20 protein-coding genes and 1 CRISPR repeat array are annotated in these 19,676 nt (G+C 69.9%); of the genes, 9 read left to right on the top strand and 11 right to left on the bottom strand.

The features are described from left to right. Positions 1 to 16 precede the first annotated feature (16 nt). The 4 genes from C7389_RS10345 (at position 17) to C7389_RS10360 (ending at position 4,463) form a co-directional block, all read left to right on the top strand. On the top strand, positions 17 to 913 hold the full coding sequence (locus tag C7389_RS10345) for a U32 family peptidase (protein WP_133591046.1): 897 nt from the start codon (positions 17 to 19) through the stop codon (positions 911 to 913). Positions 914 to 1,089: 176 nt separating this feature from the next. Beyond that, positions 1,090 to 1,515: a ubiquinone anaerobic biosynthesis accessory factor UbiT gene (ubiT, locus tag C7389_RS10350; RefSeq protein WP_246034707.1), complete on the top strand. Its 426-nt coding sequence runs from the start codon at positions 1,090 to 1,092 to the stop codon at positions 1,513 to 1,515. Between the two features lie 194 nt (positions 1,516 to 1,709). After that, on the top strand, positions 1,710 to 3,296 hold the full coding sequence (locus tag C7389_RS10355) for a gamma-glutamyltransferase family protein (protein ID WP_133591050.1): 1,587 nt from the start codon (positions 1,710 to 1,712) through the stop codon (positions 3,294 to 3,296). A 237-nt stretch (positions 3,297 to 3,533) separates the two neighbouring features. Beyond that, a complete protein-coding gene (locus C7389_RS10360) occupies positions 3,534 to 4,463 on the top strand; it encodes a sensor domain-containing diguanylate cyclase (RefSeq protein ID WP_133591053.1) in 930 nt (309 codons plus the stop codon). Between the two features lie 51 nt (positions 4,464 to 4,514). Here C7389_RS10360 and C7389_RS10365 read toward each other — a convergent pair whose 3' ends face one another. The 11 genes from C7389_RS10365 to andAc form a co-directional block, all read right to left on the bottom strand. Beyond that, complete coding sequence (locus tag C7389_RS10365; protein ID WP_133591055.1) at positions 4,515 to 4,949, bottom strand: type II toxin-antitoxin system VapC family toxin; 435 nt, start codon at positions 4,947 to 4,949, stop codon at positions 4,515 to 4,517. Beyond that, entirely contained in the window at positions 4,949 to 5,206 is a 258-nt protein-coding gene (locus C7389_RS10370; protein ID WP_133591057.1) for a type II toxin-antitoxin system prevent-host-death family antitoxin, read from the bottom strand. Before C7389_RS10370 ends, C7389_RS10365 begins: the two co-directional genes overlap by 1 nt. 81 nt (positions 5,207 to 5,287) lie before the next feature. Next, positions 5,288 to 6,358, bottom strand: a complete 1,071-nt coding sequence (locus tag C7389_RS10375; protein ID WP_246034701.1) for a CDP-6-deoxy-delta-3,4-glucoseen reductase — start codon at positions 6,356 to 6,358, stop codon at positions 5,288 to 5,290. Between the two features lie 207 nt (positions 6,359 to 6,565). Then, a complete protein-coding gene (locus C7389_RS10380) occupies positions 6,566 to 7,282 on the bottom strand; it encodes an ABC transporter ATP-binding protein (protein ID WP_133591059.1) in 717 nt (238 codons plus the stop codon). Between the two features lie 76 nt (positions 7,283 to 7,358). Beyond that, a complete protein-coding gene (locus C7389_RS10385; RefSeq protein WP_133591061.1) occupies positions 7,359 to 8,108 on the bottom strand; it encodes an ABC transporter ATP-binding protein in 750 nt (249 codons plus the stop codon). Continuing rightward, positions 8,105 to 9,091: a branched-chain amino acid ABC transporter permease gene (locus C7389_RS10390; protein ID WP_133591063.1), complete on the bottom strand. Its 987-nt coding sequence runs from the start codon at positions 9,089 to 9,091 to the stop codon at positions 8,105 to 8,107. The genes C7389_RS10385 and C7389_RS10390 overlap by 4 nt, the downstream gene beginning before the upstream one ends. A gap of 9 nt (positions 9,092 to 9,100) precedes the next feature. Continuing rightward, a complete protein-coding gene (locus C7389_RS10395; RefSeq protein ID WP_133591065.1) occupies positions 9,101 to 10,021 on the bottom strand; it encodes a branched-chain amino acid ABC transporter permease in 921 nt (306 codons plus the stop codon). 220 nt (positions 10,022 to 10,241) lie between these two features. Next, positions 10,242 to 11,405 (bottom strand): ABC transporter substrate-binding protein, encoded by a 1,164-nt coding sequence (locus tag C7389_RS10400; protein WP_133591067.1) that lies wholly within the window; start codon positions 11,403 to 11,405, stop codon positions 10,242 to 10,244. A 165-nt stretch (positions 11,406 to 11,570) separates the two neighbouring features. Continuing rightward, positions 11,571 to 11,909, bottom strand: coding sequence for an anthranilate 1,2-dioxygenase ferredoxin subunit AndAb (gene andAb / locus C7389_RS10405; RefSeq protein WP_133591069.1), 339 nt, complete (start codon positions 11,907 to 11,909; stop codon positions 11,571 to 11,573). Positions 11,910 to 11,917: 8 nt separating this feature from the next. After that, on the bottom strand, positions 11,918 to 12,391 hold the full coding sequence (andAd, locus tag C7389_RS10410) for an anthranilate 1,2-dioxygenase small subunit AndAd (RefSeq protein WP_133591071.1): 474 nt from the start codon (positions 12,389 to 12,391) through the stop codon (positions 11,918 to 11,920). Positions 12,392 to 12,418: 27 nt separating this feature from the next. Further along, on the bottom strand, positions 12,419 to 13,690 hold the full coding sequence (gene andAc / locus C7389_RS10415; protein ID WP_133591073.1) for an anthranilate 1,2-dioxygenase large subunit AndAc: 1,272 nt from the start codon (positions 13,688 to 13,690) through the stop codon (positions 12,419 to 12,421). Positions 13,691 to 13,942: 252 nt separating this feature from the next. Here andAc and andR point away from each other — a divergent pair, with 252 nt between their 5' ends. From andR to C7389_RS10440, 5 genes are all read left to right on the top strand, one after another. Beyond that, positions 13,943 to 14,920, top strand: a complete 978-nt coding sequence (gene andR / locus C7389_RS10420; RefSeq protein WP_133591075.1) for an anthranilate 1,2-dioxygenase regulatory protein AndR — start codon at positions 13,943 to 13,945, stop codon at positions 14,918 to 14,920. 391 nt (positions 14,921 to 15,311) lie between these two features. Beyond that, positions 15,312 to 16,457 carry a VanZ family protein gene (locus tag C7389_RS10425; protein WP_133591077.1) on the top strand — a complete coding sequence of 382 codons (1,146 nt, stop codon included), beginning with the start codon at positions 15,312 to 15,314 and terminating at the stop codon, positions 16,455 to 16,457. A 64-nt stretch (positions 16,458 to 16,521) separates the two neighbouring features. Beyond that, positions 16,522 to 16,845 (top strand): (2Fe-2S) ferredoxin domain-containing protein, encoded by a 324-nt coding sequence (locus tag C7389_RS10430; RefSeq protein ID WP_133591079.1) that lies wholly within the window; start codon positions 16,522 to 16,524, stop codon positions 16,843 to 16,845. Further along, on the top strand, positions 16,842 to 17,513 hold the full coding sequence (locus C7389_RS10435; protein ID WP_133591081.1) for an alpha/beta hydrolase: 672 nt from the start codon (positions 16,842 to 16,844) through the stop codon (positions 17,511 to 17,513). The genes C7389_RS10430 and C7389_RS10435 overlap by 4 nt, the downstream gene beginning before the upstream one ends. Before the next feature lie 3 nt (positions 17,514 to 17,516). After that, positions 17,517 to 18,509, top strand: a complete 993-nt coding sequence (locus C7389_RS10440; RefSeq protein ID WP_133591083.1) for an ATP-binding cassette domain-containing protein — start codon at positions 17,517 to 17,519, stop codon at positions 18,507 to 18,509. A gap of 143 nt (positions 18,510 to 18,652) precedes the next feature. Then, a CRISPR array of direct repeats spans positions 18,653 to 19,561; the repeat unit is 32 nt; unit sequence GTTTCAATCCACGCGCCCGCGAGGGGCGCGAC. The last annotated feature ends 115 nt before the right edge of the window (positions 19,562 to 19,676 follow it).

Here is a 19,676-nt window from a genome sequence, read left to right on the forward strand (position 1 = left end):
CGCCACCGGACACACCATGAAGCTATCCCTAGGCCCCCTGCTCTATTACTGGCCGCGCCAGAGCGTGCTGGATTTCTACGCCGGCATCGCCGACAGCCCGGTGGACATCGTCCACCTCGGCGAAACCGTCTGCTCCCGCCGCCACGAACTGCGCCTGGACGACTGGCTGGAGGTGGCCGCCATGCTGGCCGCCGCCGGCAAGGAAGCGGTGCTGTCCAGCCAGTCGCTGATCGAATCCGAGTCCGACCTCAAGACCCTGCGCCGCATCGTCGGCCAGGGCGATTTCCGGGTGGAGGCCAACGACTTCGCCGCGGTGCGCCTGCTGGCCGACGCCGGCCGCCGCGACTGGATCGCCGGCCCCACGCTCAATGTCTTCAACCCGCACACCCTGGGCCTGCTGGTGGAATCCGGCGCCAGCCGCTGGGTAGTGCCGCCGGAAATGTCCGGCGAAGTGCTGGCTGGCCTGCGCGCCGGGCTGCCAGCGCCGCTGGAAACCGAGGTCTTCGCCTATGGCCGCCTGCCACTGGCGCACTCGGCGCGCTGCTTCACCGCCCGCCACTACAACCTGCAGAAGGACAGCTGCGAGTTCCGCTGCCTGGGCATCGCCGATGGCCTGGTGCTGCGCACCCGCGAGGGCGAGGCCTTCCTGACCCTGAACGGCGTGCAGACCCAGTCCGCCCGGGTGCACAACCTGCTCGGCGACCTGCCGGCGCTGCAGCCGCATGCCGAGGTACTGCGCATCAGCCCGCAGGGTGCCGACAGCCGCGAGATCATCCAGCTCTTCCGCGCCGCGCTGGATGGTCAGCGCAGCCCCGAGAGCGCCTTCGCCGTCAGCGTGGCCCACATGCCGGCCGCGCCCTGCAACGGCTTCTGGCACGGCCGGCCGGGCGTGGAGCAGTACGTCGCCGTGTAGGCGGCCTGCGGTTCTCCAGCGCATCCACCCGCTTCCTTCCGACCGCCCCGCCGCGAATCCACAACCGGAACCCCGCCATGTCCGCCTCCTTCCCACCCTCGCCCGCCACCCTGTTGCTGCCCGGCGCGCTGCGCCAGCGCATCCTGTCGCCGCTCGCCGACCGCGTCGGCCGCGGCCTGCAGAGCCTGCGCGTGCCAGCCTTCACCCTGCCGGCACCCTTCGGCCGCGTCGTCGCCCGCCTGCCGCAGCAGCCGCCGGCGCTGGCGCTGTGCGGCGCCCTCAACCTCGCACTGGGCCGCATCCTGCCGCGGGAAGACCTCGCCGCGCTGGAAGGCCGCCGCCTGCGCCTGCGAGTGAGCGACGCCGGCCTGACGCTGGACTTCGGCCTCGCCAGCGGCCGCTTCCGCCCGCTGGCCGCCCACATGGCCGCCGACCTCACCCTCACCGCTAGCGCGCGCGACTACCTTGCCCTCGCCCTGCGCGAGGAAGACGCCGACACCCTGTTCTTCTCCCGCCGCCTGCTGATGGAAGGCGACACCGAGATCGGCCTGCTGGTGAAGAACACGCTGGACGCGGTGGACTGGAGCCGCCTGCGCGGCTGACGAAGCAGGGGCCGGCCCCGCCGGCGACACGGCGGCGGCCCCCTCCCGGACGCGCGGCCAAAGCGCCCAAAGGCGCATCCTTGCGGCATTCAAGCCACACCCCGCCACCATTCCCCATCGCGGGGCACACCCCGTAGTTCCCTCCGGCGCGCCGCTCAGGCATGCTCGCTCCTCCGCCCCCACGGAGTTACGAGATGCTCAACACGCTGGCCGCCGTCGGCGGCATGCAGGTCGCCCCGCACCACCTCGCCGCCCAGGCCGGCCGCGACGTGCTGCGCGACGGCGGCAACGCGGTGGAAGCCATGGTTGCCGCCGCCGCTGCCGTCGCGGTGGTCTATCCCCACATGAACGCCATCGGCGGCGACGGTTTCTGGCTGATCCACGAACCGGGCAAGGCCCCCATCGCCATCGACGCCTGCGGCTCCGCCGCCGCGCTGGCGAACCGCGAGTTCTACGCCGGCCATGACACCATTCCCTCGCGCGGCCCGCTGGCGGCGCTCACCGTAGCCGGCACCGTGGGCGGCTGGCAGCAAGCGCTGCTCGCCGCCGCGCCCTGGGGCCGCGCGCTGCCGCTGTCGCGCCTGCTGGCCGACGCCATCCGCCACGCCCGCGACGGCGTCGCCGTCACCGCCAGCCAGGCGGCGCTCACCCGCAGCAAGTTCGACGGCCTGCGCGATGCCCCCGGCTTCGCCGAGACCTTCCTGGTGCGCGGCGCGCCGCCGGAACGCGGCCAGCTGCTGCGCCAGCCGGCGCTGGCCAATACCCTCTCGACCCTGGCCGAGCGCGGTCTGGACGACTTCTACCGCGGCGAAACCGCCACCCGCATCGCCGCCGAGCTGGAGCGCCTGGGCAGCCCGCTGCGCGCCGCCGACCTCGCCGGCTACCGCGCCGAGGTGGTGGAGCCGCTGTCGGTGCGCCTGCGCGGCAGCACCATCTACAACCTGCCGCCACCGACGCAGGGCCTGGCCGCGCTGATGATCCTCGGCATCTTCGACCGCCTGGGCGTCACCGAGGGCGAGGGCTTCGCCTACCTGCACGGCCTGGTGGAATCCACCAAGCGCGCCTTCCGCGTGCGCGACCGGGTAGTCACCGACCCGCGCCGCCTGCCGGCCGACCCGCGCAGCTTCCTCACCGCCGCCGCGCTGGCCGAGCGCGCCGCCGACGTCGACATGCAGCTCGCCCTGCCGTGGCCGGACCCGGCAGCGCCGGGCGACACCATCTGGATGGGCGCCATCGACCGCGAAGGCCGCGCGGTGAGCTTCATCCAGAGCGTGTACTGGGAGTTCGGCTCCGGCGTGGTGCTGCGCGACACCGGCATCACCTGGCAGAACCGCGGCGTCAGCTTCTCGCTGGACCCGGCGGCGCTCAACACCCTGGAGCCGGGGCGCAAGCCCTTCCACACCCTGAACCCCTCGCTGGCGCTGTTCGACGACGGCCGGGTGATGCCCTACGGCACCATGGGCGGCGAAGGCCAGCCGCAGACCCAGGCGGCGGTGTTCAGCCGCTACGCCATGTTCGGCCACAGCCTGCAGCAGGCGGTGAGCGCGCCGCGCTGGCTGCTCGGCCGCACCTGGGGCGACGTCAGCACCAGCCTCAAGCTGGAAAGCCGCTTCGACCCGACGCTGGTGCAGGCCCTGCGCGACGCCGGCCATCAGGTGGAAGTGCTGGACGAGGCCTACAGCGACACTATGGGCCACGCCGGCGCGCTGGTGCGCCACCCCAACGGCGTCATCGAAGGCGCCGCCGACCCGCGCAGCGACGGCGCCGCCGCCGGGGTATAAATCCGCCGCGCCCGCGGCGGCAAACGCGGCATACAGCAAAAGGCCGGCCTGCCCGGCCTTTTGCTTGAGCCGCCGCTGCCTCCGCGCCACCCGGCGGCCCATCCGCAGCCGTCAGCGGCATTTCCTCACCGGAACAGCGGCTTGCGACGCGACCGTCACGCCAGCACCAGCGTGCGCCGCTATCATCCCGCTCAGCCGGCACCGCGACCGGCCGATGCCCCGCCCCACGGAGTCTCCATGCCCCTCCCCAGCGCCGAGCCCGCGCCCGACAGCGACGTCTATCGCACCCTGCTCGAATCCACCAAGGCCATCCCCTGGCGCATCGACTGGAAAACCCTGCGCTTCACCTACATCGGCCCGCAGATCGAAACCCTGCTCGGCTGGACGCCCGACAGCTGGGCGACGGTGGAAGACTGGGCGGCCCGCATGCACCCCGAGGACCGCGAGCGGGTGGTGAACTTCTGCGTCTCCCAGTCCCAGGCCGGCACCGACCATGAGGCCGACTACCGCGCCCTTACCGCCGGCGGCGGCTACGTGTGGATACGCGACGTGGTCCACGTGGTGCGCAAGGAGGGCGAGGTGGAAGCGCTGATCGGCTTCATGTTCGACATCAGCGAACGCAAGGCCACCGAGGAACAGCTGCTGACGCTGCAGCAGGAGCTGGAGGCGCTGTCCTACAGGGACGGCCTCACCGGCGTCGCCAACCGCCGCATGTTCGACACCGTGTTCGACCTCGAATGGGCCAGGGCGCGGCAGAACCGCCAGCCGCTGTCGGTGATCCTGGCCGATGTGGATCACTTCAAGGAATACAACGACCACTACGGCCACCTCGCCGGCGACGACAGCCTCAAGCTCGTCGCCCAGGCCCTGGGCAGCGCCGCCGCCCGCGCCCGCGACTTCGTCGCCCGTTTCGGCGGCGAGGAATTCGCCATCGTCCTGCCGGAAGCGGACGCCGCCGCCGGCAGCCTGATCGCCGAACGCTGCCGCCAGGCCATCGCCGAGCTCGCCATCCCCCACGCCGCCATCGGCGGCCGGCTCAGCATCAGCCTGGGCGTGGGCACGCTGATCCCCAATGCGGAAGACGACCCGCGCCGCTTCCTCGATCAGGTGGATGGCGCGCTGTACGCGGCCAAGGACAGGGGGCGGGATCGGGTGGAGAGCGTTTGACGGCGGACTGCGCGAAGCATCACGCCAGGCACATCGACGAGCGGGAACGCTTCAGGAATCGGTAGGCCGGGCGCTCCAGGGATTGAGCAGGGAGACACCGGTCGGCTCGAAGTCGCCGACGTTCCGCGTCGCCACCGTCATGCCATGGACCAGGGCGGTCGCGGCGATCAAGGCATCCCGCTCGGAGCGCCTGTCGGGCACATGCAGCCGGGCGCAGCGCTGTGCCACCGCGGCATCGATCGGCAGGATGCGGCCGGAGAAGGCCGGCAACACGTGGAGCTCCAGCCAGGTCCGCAACAGCGCGCCCTGGCCGGCATCCCGCCGTTCGATCTGCAGCACGCCCATCTCCAGTTCCATCACGGTGATGGCCGAGATGAAGAGTTCGCCCGCCTCCACGCCCTGCGACCAGGCCGAGACATTCGCATCGGCCTTTCCCGCCCGCACCTTCCTGAGTTCGGACACCACGTTCGTGTCGAGCAGGTACATCAGGAGAGATCCGCCGGCCGCGAATCGATGTCTGCCCGGGGCGCGTCGAACTCGATCTCTTCCACCCCCGGCATGGCCAGCGCATCGGCAATGTTGCGGCCTTGCCCGGTCAGCCGCTGGTAGGCCTCGAAAGTAAGCAGCACATGAGCCGGCCGGCCACGGTCGGTGATGACGACCGGGCCCAGTTCGGCCGCCCTTTTCGCGCGGCTCACATCCTGGTTGAGTTCGCGGCTGGATAGCGTTGTTGTCTGCGCCATGGGAAAGCCTCCATCAACAGAGCAATGTAGGCATGTTACTACAAGCTATACGGGACGGAAGACCAGCTTCCCCACACCCCCTCAAGCCGCCGCAGGCGCCGCCGTCACGAAAGCATCGGCGTAGAAGCGCTCCGCCGCCAGGCCCGCCTCGGCGGCAAAGTCCCGCCGCGCCGCGTCCACCATCTGCGGCGCGCCGCAGGCGTACACCTCGTAGCCGGACAGGTCGGCGAAGTCCTCCAGCACTGCGCGGTGTACCAGGCCACGGCGGCCGCTCCAGTCGGCATTGGCGTCGGAGAGCACCGGCACATAGCGGAACCACGGCAGCTCACGCGCCCATTGCTGGGCGAGGGCGTGGTGGTAGAGGTCTTCCCGGCGGCGGGCGCCCCAGTAGAGCACCGCCTTGCGGCGCAGGCCGGCGCGGCGGGCCTGTTCGACCAGGGCCTTGATCGGCGCGAAGCCAGTGCCGCTGGCGAGCAGGATCATCGGCGCCTCCGAATCCCTCAGGTAGAAGGTGCCGAAAGGCCCTTCCAGGCGCAGCATCTCGCGCGCCTTGAGGCGGCCGAAGACGTGGTCGGTGAAGGCGCCGCCGGGCAGGTGGCGGATGTGCAGCTCCAGCTGCTCCGCCTTGCCGGGCGCGGTGGCCAGCGAATAGCTGCGGCGGCGGCCGTCGCGCAGCAGCACGTCCACATACTGGCCGGCGAGGTATTCCAGCGGCTGGCCGGCGGGCGGCTGCAGGTGGAGGATGGCGACGTCGGCCGCCGGCCGCTCTATGGTGGTCACACGCACCGCGAGCTTGCGCAGCGGCAGGCCAGCTACGCCGGGCACTTCGTCACAGGCCAGCGTGACCGGGCCGCGAGCCTGGCAGCGGCACAGCAGGCAGTCGCCCGCTTTCTCCAGCGGATAGCTGGCCGGCAGATGTTCCACCTCGCCCGCCAGCACGCGGGCCTTGCAGGTGCCGCAGTCGCCGGTGCGGCACTGGTAGGGCAGGCAGAGGCCGGCGGCGAGGCCGGCATCCAGCAGGGTCTGGCCGGGCGCGGCGGCGTAGCGCTTGCCGCCGGGCTGAAGCTCGATGGGGTGGCTGCCGGCCGCGCCTCCGGACATCGGGGATTCGGCAGGATTCAATGTCTTCGGGAACGTGGCGGCGGGGCTCATGACGGCTTCCTCGGGGTGGAACGGCAGGCAAAGCGGGGCCTGCCGCGCCGTGGCGGGCACGGCGGGGTGGGGTTCTTCGGTTAATTCCGGCTTGGGGGCGGCCTGCTGAAGCGCGCTGGCGCTGCTCACCACCCAGGACACGTACAGGATCAGGCTCAGTGCCTCAGCAGGGGCGACTTCCCGGTCGCGGCGGCAGGAGGCGGGCGCTCACACGCCCAGGTAGCGATGCCACAGCCCGCGATCCGCATCCAGTTCGGCGGAGGTGCCGGTCCAGGCCACCCGGCCGCGTTCCAGGATGAGGTGGCGGTCGGCGAGGCCGACCAGCTTCTCCACGTATTTGTCCACCACCAGCGTGGTCTGGCCCTGTTCCTTGAGCAGGCCGAGGCAGCGCCAGATCTCGTCGCGTATCACCGGCGCCAGGCCCTCGGTGGCTTCGTCCAGGATCAGCAGCCGCGGGTTGGTGGAAAGCGCCCGCGCCACCGCCAGCATCTGCTGCTCGCCGCCGGAGAGCTGGTTGCCCATGTTGCTGGCGCGCTCCTTCAGCCGCGGGAAGAGCTCGTACAGGCGCGGCAGCGTCCAGCCGTCGCGCAGGCCGTTGCGGTTGTCGGCGAAGGCGAGCAGGTGCTCTTCCACCGTGAGGTTGGGGAAGCACTGCCGGCCTTCCGGCACGATGGCGACGCCCATGCGGGCGATGGCGTCGGGCCGAGCGCCGTGGATGTCGCGGCCGCCGAAGCGGATCTGGCCGGCACGCGGGCGCAGGCCGCCGATCAGCGTCTTGATGGTGGTGCTCTTGCCCATGCCGTTGCGGCCCAGCAGGGCGACGACCTCGCCGGCCTGGATGTCGAAATCGATGCCGAACAACACCTGGCTGGCGCCGTAGCCGGCCTCCAGGCCACGGCAGCTCAGGAGGGGATCGTGCTTCATGCGGACCTCCGCGCGGCGCCGGAAAGGGAGAGGGAGACAGCGGCCGGGCGGCGCGCCGGGTGGGCGGAAAGCGGCTTCATGCGGTCGCCTCCGTGCCCAGGTAGACCGCCTGCACTTCCGGGTGGCCCTTCACATGCTCGGCGTCGCCGGAGGTCAGCACCTTGCCGTAGACCAGCACCGAGATGCGGTCGGCGAGCTGGAACACCGCGTCCATGTCGTGCTCGATCAGCAGGATGGCGGCTTCGGCGCGCAGCTTCTCGATCAGCGCCACCATCTGCAGCGAATCCTCCGGGCCCATGCCGGCCATCGGCTCGTCCAGCAGCAGCAGCTTGGGCCGCGCCGCCAGGGCGAGGGCCACGTCCAGCTTGCGCTGCACGCCGTGCGGCAGGGTGCCGGCGGTACGGTCGAGCACATCGGAGAGGCCCACCTTTTCCGCCAGACCGAGCGCGGTTTCCATCAGCGCCTGCTCGCCGGCGCGGCGCGACAGGAAGCGGAAGCTGGAGCCGGCGTGGGCCTGGGCGGCCAGCAGCAGGTTGCTGCGCACGCTGTCGCCCCTGAACACGCTGGTGACCTGGAAGCAGCGCGACAGGCCGGCGCGCACCCGCTGGTGCGGCGGCAGCGCGGTGAGCTCCACGCCGTCCAGTTCCAGCCTGCCGGCGTCCAGCGGCAGCAGGCCGGAGATGAGATTCACCAGCGTGGATTTGCCGGCGCCGTTGGGGCCGATCAGGGCGTGGATCTCGCCCGGCTCGACGGCGATGGAGACATTGTCGGTGGCGACCAGGCCGCCGAAGCGCTTCACCAGGCCCTGGGCTTGGAACAGGCTCATGCTCGCTCTCCCTTGCTGCCGAACAGCGCGGCCAGGCCGCGCGGGGCGAAGAACACGATGGCGATCAGCAGCAGGCCCAGCGGCCAGTGCCAGTATTCGGTGTACATCTTCAGCACCTCTTCCAGCGTGAGCCACAGGCCGACGCCGATGACGCCGCCCCAGCGGTTGCCCATGCCGCCTATCACCACCATGACGATGAGGATGGCGGATTCGGTCCAGTGCATCATCGAGGGGCTGACGAAGCCGTTGTGGCTGGCGAGCAGCGCGCCCGCCAGGCCGGCCACCGCGCCGGCGCCGGCGAAGGCCACCAGGCGCAGGCGGAACACCGGGAAGCCGAGCGCGGCCATGCGGGTTTCGTTGTCGCGTATGCCCATCAGCGCCAGGCCGAAGCGGGACACCGCCAGCCGGCTGCCGAGGGCGAAGATCAGCGCGGCGAGGGCCAGCACCGCCCAGTAGAAGGCGTTGGGCTGGGCATCCAGCCAGCCGCCCAGCGACAGCGGCGTGTAGATGCCGTAGCCGTCGTCGCCGCCGTAGGTGCGCAGCGACACGCCCAGGTAATAGAGCATCTGGGCGAAGGCCAGGGTGATCATGATGAAGTACACCCCGCGGGTACGCAGGGACACGGCGCCGATCAGCGTGGCGAAGGCGGCGGTGACCACCAGCGCCGCGCCCCAGGCCAGCCAGGCGGAGCTGAAGCCGGCATCCACCAGCGCCACCACCGTGTAGGCGCCGACGCCGAGGAAGCCGGCGTGGCCCAGCGCCACCATGCCGCCGTAGCCGAGGATGAAGTTGAGGCTGGTGGCGGCGATCATGACGATGAGCAGCCGGCGCACGAAGCCGACGTAGTACTCCAACTCGAAATGCGGCGCGATCAGCGGGAAGGCGGCGAGCAGCGCCAGCAGCAGCCAGGGCAGCACGGCGCCGAAACCACCGCCGCGGCGGGCGGCCGGGGCGCTGGCGGGCAGGCTTGCGGAAGCGTTCATGGACAAACCTCAGGCGCGGGCGGGGAACAGGCCCGCGGGTTTCAGGGTGAGGATGACGGCCATCAGCACGTACATGGCGATGCCGGCCATGGCCGGGCCGAGGTCGGCGGCGAGCGAGGGTGGCAGCACCGCGCGCAGCAGCGGCGGCAGGAAGGCGCGGCCGGCGGTATCCACCAAGCCGACGATGAGGGCGGCGACGAAGGCGCCGCGCACCGAGCCGATGCCGCCGATGACGATGACCACCAGCGCCGGAATCAGGATGGCCTCGCCCATGCCGATCTGCACCGCGCTGATCGGCCCCATCAGCGCCCCGGCCAGCGCCGCCAGCGCCGCGCCCAGCGCGAACACGAAGGAGAACACCCGGCCGACGCGCACGCCCATGAACTCCGCCATGGCGCGGTTGGAGGCGCCGGCGCGCACCAGCATGCCGACGCGGGTGTGATTCACCAGCAGGTAGAGGCCGATGGCGACCAGCAGGCCGGCGGCGATCATCAGCAGGCGGTAGGAGGGATAGGGCAGCGCATCCAGCAACTGCACCGGGCCGGCCAGCGCCGGCGGCGTCGGCGCCATGATGGGCGACGGGCCCCAGATGGCTTTCACCGCGTCGTCGGCGAGCAGGATGATGCCGAAGGTGGCCAGCACCTGGGCGAGGTGATCCCGGCTGTAGAGGCGGCGGATGATGAGGATTTCGATCACCGCGGCGATGAGCACGGTGGCGAGGATGGCGATGAGCACCGCGCCGGCGAAGGAGCCGCTGCTCTCGTGCACCCGGGCGGCGATGTAGGCGCCGGCCATGAACAGCGAGCCGTGGGCGAGGTTCATGGTGTCCATGATGCCGAACACCAGGGTCAGGCCGGCGGCGAGCAGGAACAGCATGAAGCCGTAGCCCAGGCCGTTGAGCAATTGCTCGATGATGAAGATGGCGTCCATCGGTGGAGTCCGGTTGGCGGCACGATGCCGGGAGGGGTGAGCTTATTGAGGCTGGTATGAAATTGGCAATACCGGGGCGGCCGGGATGGCGGATCGGCTCAGCAACGATGTCCGCCTCTGCCCCCCGATCAGTCCATCCCGGCCACACGGCGGTCAGGAACCGCGCCGCCGGCGCGCGGGAACCGTCTCCAGCCCCGCGCACCGGCGACACGCGCCGCGCTTACATCGCGCACTCGGCGACGTAGGCGTCCTGGTGCTTTTCCAGGACCTTGCCGACCAGCTTGTTGGTGAGCTTGCCGTCGGCATCCTTCTCCACCACGCGCAGGTAATAGTCCTGCACCGGGTAGTGGTTGCGGGCATAGGTGAATTCACCGCGCACCGACTTGAAGCTGGGCGTGGAGAGCGCCTTCACCAGCGCTTCCGGGCTGTCCGTCTTGCCGCCGGTGTCGCGCACCGCGGCGTCCATGGCGAGAATGGCGTCATAGGCCATGGCGGCGTACACCGTGGGGTAGCGGCCGTCGTACTTCTTGCGGAAGGCGGAGACGAACTCGGCGTTGGCCGGCAGCGGCAGGTCGTGCGTCCAGTGGGCGGTGTTGTACAGGCCCAGCATCGGCTCGCCGACGGCCTGGATCACGTCCTGGTCGGCGGAGAAGCCGGGGGCGATCAGCGGCACGTCCTTCAGGCCGCCGCCGACGAACTGCTTGACGAAGTTGATGCCCATCGCGCCCGGCAGGAAGAAGAACACCGCATCCGGCTTGGCGGCGCGAATCTGGGCGATCTCGGCGGCATAGTCGATCTGGCCGACCTTGGTGTAGATCTCATCCTTCAGGCCGCCCTTGTACAGGCGCTTGAAGCCGTTCAGGTGATCCTTGCCCGCCGGGTAGTTGGGGGCAATGATGACCATGTTCTTGTAGCCCTTCTCGTTGGCGAGCTTGCCGGCGGCCTCGTCGTAAGTGTCGTTCTGGTACTGGCCGAAGAAGTAGGGATTGCACTGCTTGCCGGCGAACTGGCTGGGGCCGGGGTTGCTGGAGATGAAGGGCACCTTGGCGGCGAACAGCGCCGGCGCCACCGCCAGCGCGGAGTTGGAGGCGATGGGGCCGGTGAAGAAGGTGATCTTGTCGCGCTGCAGGTAGCGGGTCACCAGCTGGGTGGCCTGTTCCGGGTTGCCGGCGAAGTCGGTCTTGAGGAATTCGGCCGGTTGGCCGCCGAGCTTGCCGCCCAGCTTGTCGATGGCGAGGTCGAAGCCATCGCGCGCTTCGGCACCGGCGGCGGCGAAAGGGCCGGAGATGTCGAGGGCGATGCCGACCTTGATCGGGTCGGCCGCCTGGGCACCGAGGGCGCCGCAGAGGGCTAGGGCCAGCGCGGCGTTTTTCAGCTTGAACATGGATCTCTCCTGGTATCGGACTGCGTGCGATGCGGTTGGGGACTGCGGGAAATTCATGCGGCGGGCGCGGGCGGGCTCCCGGCCCGCCGGCTTTCTCGGACGGCGTTCATGCCGCCCTCCTGGTGTCTTCCATGCGGCTCTTTCAAGGGCTACCCGGGCGGCTGCTCAGATACCCACCTCCACCCGGCCGGCGACCACCCGCACCGGGAAGGCGCGCACCGGTTCGGTGAGCGGCGCGCATTTGTGCGCACCGGTCCGGATATCGAACAGCCCCTGGTGCAGCGGGCATTCGACGCAGCCGTCCTCGACATAGCCGTCGGACAGCCTGGCCGCGCCGTGGGAACAGAGGTCGCGCAGGGCGAACAGCTCGTCGCCCAGGCGGAACACGGCCACTTCCATGCCGCCGGCCACTACCGGCCAGGAGCCGTTGTCGGGGAAATCGTCCGGCACGCCGACGTCGTGCCAGGTGGCCGCCGCGGCCACCGCGCTGTCTTCGCTGCTCATGGCGGGCCTCAGATCGGCGTGGCGAGCAGGGTCTGCACGCGGGAGGTGTCGAAAATGGCGCGCTTCTTCTGGAAGCGCCAGCCTTCGGCGGTGCGCACCACGCGGTCTTCGTAGCGGCCGGCCTGGTACACCTGGGATTCGCCGTTGGCGCGGGTCTGCACCACCACATAGTTCGAGAGCATGTCCACCGTGTCGGCATCGACCGGCGTGATCTGCAGGCCGGAAGTCATATGCCGGTAGCTGTGCGCCTCGAAGATGTTGGCGTGGCGCAGGGAGACAACGCGGTCGCGCAGCATGCGCTGGTTGTTGCACCAGATGACGCCCACCGGCAGGCCCATGTCCTCGTTTTCCTTGGGAATCACGCCGTATTCGCAGTCTTCGGTGAACAGCGTGGGCCACTCTTCCAGGCGGTCGTTGTCGAGCACGCTCACGTAGCGCTCCTGCAGGCTGTGGAGCTCGAACCACAGCAACATCTGTTCCATCTTATCCATAACGATCTATATCCCCGCTCAGAATCCCATGAGTTGCTGGTAGCCGACCCAGAAGCGCCGGATCAGGCTTTCGGTGATGTTGCTGTCCTGCTGGCCGGGGTTGTCGCGCGCCATCTCGATCACCGAGGTGGCCTTGGGGTCGCGCCGGGTGCCGCGCTGTACCAGCTCGGTGGCCTCGGTGTCTTCCATCGAGATGTAGCCGGCCGGGCCCACCAGGTTGGCCTGCTTGAGGCGCAGCTCGCGCAGCTCCGGGGTGTCGTCGGTGTAGCCGAAGAAGTGGAAGATCAGCTCGAAGTTGTCTGGCCCCTTGGGCAGCAGCTGGCGCGCCACCAGGGTGTTGTGTATCTGCTGGATGACCAGCTGCGGGAAGATGGTCTGGATGTGGTTGGTGGTGAGCTCGTCGTATTCCTTGACGTGGCCCAGCACGGATTCGTCTTCCAGGCGGAAGCCGTCGTCCATCGAGCGGATGCCCTGCTGCTTGTAGGCGGCGGAGGTTTCTTCCTCGTTCTTGGTGACGGTGATGATGCTGTGCAGGCCGTGGGTGGCGTCCGGCAGCGAGCGCGCATGCATGCCCACGCGGAAGATGTTGAAGGTGGTGTGGAACAGGTGAAGCATGCTGGCGTGGTACGGGTCCTTCACGTTCTCGTAGTACAGCTTCCAGTTGGACTGGGAGTACTGCCGCGTACAGCCGAGGTATTCCACCGGCTTGTGAAAGATGCGGTCCACCCACGGCCGCATCTCGTTGCCGAGGTAATCCGGCAGTGTCGGCGCCTCGTCGCTGAAGGTGGCGAACACCAGGCCGCGGTAGCTCTCCACCTTGAGCTGGCGCAGGCTGTGGCACTTGGGGTCGAAGTCCTTCGGCATGCCGGTCATGTGCTTCTGGCCGCGGCGGAAGGGCACGCCCAGCAGGTTGCCGCGCTGGTCGAAGCTCCACTGGTGATACACGCAGGAGTGGGAGCTGGCGTTACCGCGGGCATTGCGGCAGACCATGGCGCCGCGGTGGGAGCAGCGGTTCACCCAGGCAGCCAGTTCGCCATCCTCGCTGCGGGTGACCACCACCGGCGTATCGCCGACGAAGGTGCTCTTGTAGTCGCCCGGCTTCGGAATCTCGGCTTCCAGCGCGAGGAAGCTCCAGGTCGGGCCGCGGAAGATGCGCTCCTGCTCCAGGTCGTAGATTTCCTGCGAACTGAACACTTCGTAGGGCACCCGCGAGCCATCCTCGCGGGGAAAGAAGGCCAGCTTGTGCGCCGGGGCGGGCGCGGCGCCCTCGCTGGTGGGGACTGCACTCATGGGGAATCTCCAGGCTTAAGGCATTCGGGATTGCTGCATTGCGCAACCATGGAGCGCATTCTGCGCAGCCGCCCGCGCCCGGCTCTATCCATCCGCCGCAGGCAGGCCGGCGTCTTATCCACTTATCGCAGCTTTCTCCGCCGGCCTTGATGCGGCGCAAAACGCACAGGCCAGATGGGACCTCCATCGGCACGGCTGTTGCTTGGTTCTCCCTACCCGACGCGCTGTACACAAAGTCAGGAGACCCCCCAGATGCCTGCCGCCGTTGCCCAGGAGCCGGTCGCGCTCCGCCAGCACAGGTACTTCGAGTCGCACGACGTCGATGACACCTGCCTGCGCATTTCCACCATCCTGCAGCCCCACCGGCTGCGGCCGACGCGCCATTCCACGCGGGTTCACTCGCACATGGACTTCATCCGCTTCGGCGGAGCGGTGATCGGCGCGCTGGACTTCGGCGACGAGATGGATGTGATCGTGGAGGAGATGGAGGCGTACTACCTCTTCGTCTGCTGCCTGCGCGGCCACGCCGAGCTCAACACCATGGGCGAGCGCACCACCATCGGGCAGAACCGCGGCGCGGTGTGCATTCCTGGGGCGCATTTCTCCGGCCGCTTCTCGCCGGACTGCGAGCAGATATTCCTGCGGGTGGACCGCGCCACCCTGGCCGCCCACACCGGCGTGGAACTGATGCACTTCGACCACGCCATGGCGCTGGATCGTCCAGAGCTGTCGCCCTGGGTCTCCCAGTTCCGCCTGCTCGCCACCGAGCCGGCCATGCTGCAGCTGGCCCAGCGCGACGAGCGCATCGCCATCGAGTTCGAACGCATGCTCATCTCCCTGCTGCTGGCCGGACACCCCCACCGCCCGCTGCAGGAGCCGGCCGCGCCCAGCCTGGCCCCGCGCGCGGTGCGGCGCGCCGAAGCCTTCATCGACGCCCACGCCTGCGAAGCCATCCGCCTGGCCGACATCGCCGCCGCCGCCGAAGTGCCGGCCCGCACCCTGCTGGACAGCTTCCAGCGCTTCCGCTCCTGTAGCCCGATGCAGCTGGTGCGCGAGCGCCGCCTTGAACGCGCCCGCGCAAGCCTGCTGAGCGCCGGCCCGGAAACGCGGGTGGCCGACATCGCGCTGGACTGCGGCTTCCCCCACCTCGGCCGCTTCGCCGGCCTGTACCAGCAGCGCTACGGCGAAAGCCCATCGGAGACGGTGCGGCGCGGACGGCGGCGGAGCTGAGGCTGAGAGGCTGAGACTGAGAGGCGCGCAACAGCATGTTGCGGGTCAGCCCCTGCCGCCTGCCGCTTTCCGCATCGATCTGCGCGCCCCGCGCCCAGCGCTTCAGCCGCCACAGCTTCTGGCGGCGCTCAACCCCGAAGCGCCGCTCGCCCTGAGCCTGTCGAAGGGCATTCGCATGCAACTCGCGTCCGGAGCACCGGCCACACGCTTCCCGCCCCCGCCTCAGCACAAGGGAATACCCGCGCGCTCCTACACCCGGACCCAACGTCGGCGAGCCTCCAACCAGCCGGCTTGACGCCCCCCTGCCGCGCCCCGCAGACTGGCCCGTTCCGTCCCTCACCCACAGCACGCGACACGGCCAGCCTCGCGCACCGGCCCGCCGCCCTTGCCGATGACCCGACGCCGCCCGGCTGCCGCCGCCCGGACCGCCCCCACCCGGACAGCGCCCGCCACCGACCGCCCCTCCTCGCTGCCGCGCAACCTCGCGATCGCCTACGGGCTGCTCATCATCTACGCCTGCCTGCACCCCTTCACCGGCTGGAAGGCCACCGGCCTGCCGCTGTTCGACTTCCTCGTCGCGCCCTGGCCGAAGTACTTCATCCCGGCGGACATGGTGTTCAACATCCTCGGCTACCTGCCGCTGGGCTTCGTCGCCGCCGCCGCACTGCCGCGCGCCTGGCCGGCGTGGAGCACGGTGGCGCTCGCCACCCTGCTGTGCGCCCTGCTTAGCTTCGCGCTGGAGACCACCCAGAACTTCCTGCCCACCCGTGTCGCCAGCAACCTGGATCTGGCCGCCAACACCGCCGGCGCCCTGCTTGGCGCCGCCTTCGGCGCGCGCTGGGGCCACCCGCTGTTCGACCACAGCGGCGCGCTGCAGCGCTGGCGCAATGAACGCATCATCGACGGCCACACCGGCGACGCCGGGCTCATCCTGCTCGGCCTGTGGGTGCTCGGCCAGCTCACGCCGGACGACCTGCTGTTCGGCAGCGGCGACATCCGCAGCCTGTTCGGCATCGCCGCGCCGCTGCGCTTCGCCCCGGAACGTTTCATCGCCTTCGAGACCGCGCTGTCGGCGACCACCATCGTCGCCCTCGGCCTGCTGGTGCGCTGCATGATGCGCCGGCCCAGCCCCTGGCCGGTGCTGGTGCTGATCGCGCTCGGCATAGGCGCCAAGACCCTGGCCACCGCCACCTTCTTCGTGCCCAGCGCGCCGCTGGCCTGGCTCACCCCCGGCGCCGAACGCGGCGCGCTGGTGGGCGCCGCGCTGCTGCTGGCCAGCCTGGCGCTGCCACGGGTGGTGCAGCACGCCATCGCCGGCACCACGCTGCTGGCCGCCACCGCGCTGGTGAACCTGCTGCCGGAAAACCCCTACCTGCTCTACAACTTGAGCTTCACCCGACAGAGCAACTTCCTCAATTTCCACGGCCTTACCCAGCTGGTGGACAGCCTGTGGCCCTTCGCCGCGCTGGCCTACCTCTCCGCCCTCGGCCTGTGGCGCGGGCAACACCTGGCCGAGGAGCACAGCCCCAGGCGCTGAGCCGCCCCGCGCGGGCTCGCGCCTTGCTCAACTCTTATAATCGGCGCATCCCACGGAGAGCCCCATGAGCTATTTCAGCCACCACGTCTTCTTCTGCTGCAACCAGCGCAAGCCCGGCGAATCCTGTTGCAACGACCACCACGCCACCGAAATGCAGACCTACGCCAAGGACCGCATCGCCCAGCTGGGCCTGAAGGGCGCCGGCAAGGTGCGCATCAACAAGGCCGGCTGCCTCGGCCGCTGCGACGACGGCCCGGTGCTGGTGGTCTATCCGGACAACGTCTGGTACACCTTCGTCGACAAGGAAGACATCGACGAAATCATCGACCAACACCTCGCCGGCGGCCGCATCGTCGAACGCCTGCGCCTGCCGGACCAAGCCGCATGAGCACCGAGCCCAGCCGCAACCCGCCCACCGAATCCGTGCTGCTGCGCGGTGCCGAAGGCAATATCGACGTCCTCATCGACGCCCCCGCCGAGGTGCGCGGCATCGCCCTCGTCTGCCATCCGCACCCGCTGTTCAGCGGCAGCAACACCAACAAGGTCGCCCACACCCTGGCGCGCGCCTACCGCGACCTCGGCTACGCCGCGCTGCGCCCCAACTTCCGCGGCGTCGGCAAGAGCGAAGGCACGCACGACCACGGCGACGGCGAAACCGAAGACATGCTGGCGGTGATCGCCTGGGCGCAGTCGCGCTGGGGCAGCCTGCCGCTGGCGCTGGGCGGCTTCTCCTTCGGCGCCTTCGTGCAGACGCGGGTGGTGAACCGGCTGGCCGACGGCGTCGCTCCGCCGCGCCAGATCGTGCTCGTCGGCACCGCCGCCGGCGTCGCCTCCCACGGCCAGCGCAGCTACGACACCCAAGCGCTGCCCAAGGGCATCCCGGCGCTGCTGATCCACGGCGAAACCGACGACACCGTGCCGCTCGCCAACGTCTTCGAATGGGCGCGGCCGCAGGAACTGCCGGTTACCGTCATCCCCGGCGCCGACCACTTCTTCCACGCCAAGCTGCACATCCTGCGCGACATCATCCTGCGCAACGTGCCGGCGCTGGGCTGAGGCATGACCGCCGCGCTGCCGCCCCACCAGGCCATCCCGCCCGCCGCCGGAACCCGCTCCCCACTCCTCATCCACGGCCTGTTCAAGCGTTACGGCGAGGCGGAGATCGTGCGCGGCATCGACCTCGAACTGCGCCCCGGCGAATGCTTCACCCTGCTCGGCCCCAACGGCGCCGGCAAAACCACCACCCTGCGCTGCGCCCTCGGCCTCACCGCCCCCAGCGCCGGCGAAATCCGGCTCTGCGGCGAACCGGTGCCCGAACGCGCCCGCGAGGCGCGCATGCGGGTCGGCATCGTCCCCCAGCTCGACAACCTCGACCCGGACTTCACCTGCGCCGAGAACCTGCTCGTCTACGGCCGCTACTTCGGCCTCGCCAGCGCCGACATCCGCGCCCGCATCCCGGAACTGCTCGCCTTCGCCGGCCTCGAAGGCAAGACCGACGCCCGCATCCAGTCCCTCTCCGGCGGCATGAAGCGCCGCCTCACCCTCGCCCGCGCCCTCATCAACCGCCCCGAGCTGCTGGTGCTGGACGAACCCACCACCGGCCTGGACCCGCAAGCCCGCCACCTCATCTGGGACCGCCTCAAGCAACTCATACGCGGTGGCACCACCGTGCTCCTCACCACCCACTTCATGGACGAGGCCGAACGCCTCTCCGACCAACTCGCCATCCTCGACGCCGGCCGCCTGCTCACCACCGGCAGCCCGCGCGAGGTCATCGCCGCCCACATCGAACCGCAAGTCGTCGAAGTCTTCGGCGACTGGAACGGCCACGACACCGCGACCTCCAGCGGCGCCGCCGCCTGGGCCAACACCCACGCCGCCGCCCTCTCCCACCGCTACGAAATCAGCGGCGAAACCGCCTTCTGCTACGTCCACGACCCCGCCCCCCTGCTCGCCCACCTCGCCGAGCAACAAGGCCTGCGCTACCTGCACCGGCCGGCGAACCTGGAGGACGTGTTCCTGAAACTGACGGGGCGGGAGTTGCGGGACTGAGGCTGGGCCGGCAGAGGGCAAGCCCTGTGACGATGGTTCTGCATCAATGCGCGCAGAACCTCAGCTCGGCGAATGGAAGGAAAGGCCGCGCCCGCGAGGGGCGCGACGCACGCTGGCGCGGGCGGTGAGGTGCCGCAGCGGGAGTTTCAATCCACGCGCCCGCGAGGGGCGCGACCAGTACCTGCAGCGGTTTGGACAGGTTGTTACGGTTTCAATCCACGCGCCCGCGAGGGGCGCGACCTTCGTCACCTGGCCAGGCGCCGTCACCAGCTCATCGTTTCAATCCACGCGCCCGCGAGGGGCGCGACCACCCGCGTGGCGGATTACCTCGCCCAAATCGGGCACGTTTCAATCCACGCGCCCGCGAGGGGCGCGACGCCGATGGCCATGTAAGTGAGGCTGGCGCCGCCGGTGTTTCAATCCACGCGCCCGCGAGGGGCGCGACGCGGTGCGGGCGTAGCCGATGGGCACGGCGCCGGCGTTTCAATCCACGCGCCCGCGAGGGGCGCGACATGGGACTGCAGGCTTACCCAGCCGCGCGAGGACGTTTCAATCCACGCGCCCGCGAGGGGCGCGACGACAACCCGCTGTCCGATCTGATTCGGCTGCGAGAGTTTCAATCCACGCGCCCGCGAGGGGCGCGACTTCCTTGGTTTCGCACTCCCAGGCCGAGCAGTAGGCGTTTCAATCCACGCGCCCGCGAGGGGCGCGACTTGCCCATAGCTTCCGCGATCTCGTCCGGTACTGCGTCGTTTCAATCCACGCGCCCGCGAGGGGCGCGACAGGCCGTAGCGCCCGTAGATGGCCGCCACCGCCTTGTTTCAATCCACGCGCCCGCGAGGGGCGCGACCAGAGGAGTACTACCTCAGCCTCCAGCGCGAGATCGTTTCAATCCACGCGCCCGCGAGGGGCGCGACCTGGGGGAGGATTTCGTGGCCTACCCCGCGCTGCTCGTTTCAATCCACGCGCCCGCGAGGGGCGCGACCCGGGGGCAAGGTCGTCGATGATCATGCCGGGTTGGTTTCAATCCACGCGCCCGCGAGGGGCGCGACCCGCCGGGCTGGAGCGTGGTTGTCAAGCGACACGAGGATTTAACCCCCTGACGACATCTGGAATTGACCCCCTGGGTTAATCAACTCTCCGCGGTGATCGGGGTGGGGGCCGCGG

Origin of the sequence: Azoarcus indigens, from assembly GCF_004361735.1 — a bacterium.
Taxonomy (GTDB): domain Bacteria; phylum Pseudomonadota; class Gammaproteobacteria; order Burkholderiales; family Rhodocyclaceae; genus Azoarcus; species Azoarcus indigens.

Coding starts and splice junctions, on each gene's coding strand:
- C7389_RS10355 (WP_133591050.1), top strand. CDS start 1,710: ATGCTCAACACGCTGGCCGCCGTCGGCGGCATGCAGGTCGCCCCGCAC.
- C7389_RS10440 (WP_133591083.1), top strand. CDS start 17,517: ATGACCGCCGCGCTGCCGCCCCACCAGGCCATCCCGCCCGCCGCCGGA.
- C7389_RS10390 (WP_133591063.1), bottom strand. CDS start 9,091: ATGAACGCTTCCGCAAGCCTGCCCGCCAGCGCCCCGGCCGCCCGCCGC.
- C7389_RS10430 (WP_133591079.1), top strand. CDS start 16,522: ATGAGCTATTTCAGCCACCACGTCTTCTTCTGCTGCAACCAGCGCAAG.
- C7389_RS10400 (WP_133591067.1), bottom strand. CDS start 11,405: ATGTTCAAGCTGAAAAACGCCGCGCTGGCCCTAGCCCTCTGCGGCGCC.
- C7389_RS10385 (WP_133591061.1), bottom strand. CDS start 8,108: ATGAGCCTGTTCCAAGCCCAGGGCCTGGTGAAGCGCTTCGGCGGCCTG.
- andAd (WP_133591071.1), bottom strand. CDS start 12,391: ATGGAACAGATGTTGCTGTGGTTCGAGCTCCACAGCCTGCAGGAGCGC.
- C7389_RS10360 (WP_133591053.1), top strand. CDS start 3,534: ATGCCCCTCCCCAGCGCCGAGCCCGCGCCCGACAGCGACGTCTATCGC.
- C7389_RS10370 (WP_133591057.1), bottom strand. CDS start 5,206: ATGGCGCAGACAACAACGCTATCCAGCCGCGAACTCAACCAGGATGTG.
- C7389_RS10345 (WP_133591046.1), top strand. CDS start 17: ATGAAGCTATCCCTAGGCCCCCTGCTCTATTACTGGCCGCGCCAGAGC.
- C7389_RS10375 (WP_246034701.1), bottom strand. CDS start 6,358: ATGAGCCCCGCCGCCACGTTCCCGAAGACATTGAATCCTGCCGAATCC.
- C7389_RS10425 (WP_133591077.1), top strand. CDS start 15,312: ATGACCCGACGCCGCCCGGCTGCCGCCGCCCGGACCGCCCCCACCCGG.
- andAc (WP_133591073.1), bottom strand. CDS start 13,690: ATGAGTGCAGTCCCCACCAGCGAGGGCGCCGCGCCCGCCCCGGCGCAC.
- C7389_RS10380 (WP_133591059.1), bottom strand. CDS start 7,282: ATGAAGCACGATCCCCTCCTGAGCTGCCGTGGCCTGGAGGCCGGCTAC.
- andR (WP_133591075.1), top strand. CDS start 13,943: ATGCCTGCCGCCGTTGCCCAGGAGCCGGTCGCGCTCCGCCAGCACAGG.
- andAb (WP_133591069.1), bottom strand. CDS start 11,909: ATGAGCAGCGAAGACAGCGCGGTGGCCGCGGCGGCCACCTGGCACGAC.
- C7389_RS10395 (WP_133591065.1), bottom strand. CDS start 10,021: ATGGACGCCATCTTCATCATCGAGCAATTGCTCAACGGCCTGGGCTAC.
- C7389_RS10365 (WP_133591055.1), bottom strand. CDS start 4,949: ATGTACCTGCTCGACACGAACGTGGTGTCCGAACTCAGGAAGGTGCGG.
- C7389_RS10435 (WP_133591081.1), top strand. CDS start 16,842: ATGAGCACCGAGCCCAGCCGCAACCCGCCCACCGAATCCGTGCTGCTG.